Source organism: Dyella sp. ASV21 (assembly GCF_016428975.1).
Taxonomy (GTDB): domain Bacteria; phylum Pseudomonadota; class Gammaproteobacteria; order Xanthomonadales; family Rhodanobacteraceae; genus Dyella.
This window is the reverse complement of record NZ_JAELTT010000268.1, coordinates 1-385: the sequence shown is the minus strand read 5'-3', so window position 1 is coordinate 385 and position 385 is coordinate 1. Positions and strand designations below refer to the sequence as shown.

Here is a 385-nt window from a genome sequence, read left to right as displayed (position 1 = left end):
GATCCGCTCATTTATATAGATGGAATTGAAAGTAATCCTACAGATCTGGCCAGACTTCAGCCAGACAATATTGAAAACTTTTCCCTCTTAAAAGATGATTCAGCTGCAGCCTTGTATGGTGCAAGGGGTGCCAACGGAGTTATTCTTGTTAAAACCAAAACCGGGGTTAGTGGAGAAACCAAATTAAATGTGAGAGTAGAAAACAGATTGTCTACCAATACGAAAAACTATCAGCTTGCCGACAATATTACTTATATGAGACTGGCAAATGAAGCTGTTTCAACGCGGGATCCTTTAGGTGCTATTCCTTATAGCCCGAATAAAATTGATAACACCATTGCGGGTAAAGACCCCATCCTATATCCCAATAATGATTGGATTAAAC

At 39.5% G+C, this 385-nt stretch carries 1 protein-coding gene; it reads left to right on the top strand.

The window, feature by feature from the left end; translation table 11 throughout:
* The coding region (locus JHD67_RS21660; RefSeq protein WP_199101197.1) for a TonB-dependent receptor plug domain-containing protein at nt 1–385 on the top strand (385 nt) is incomplete at both ends.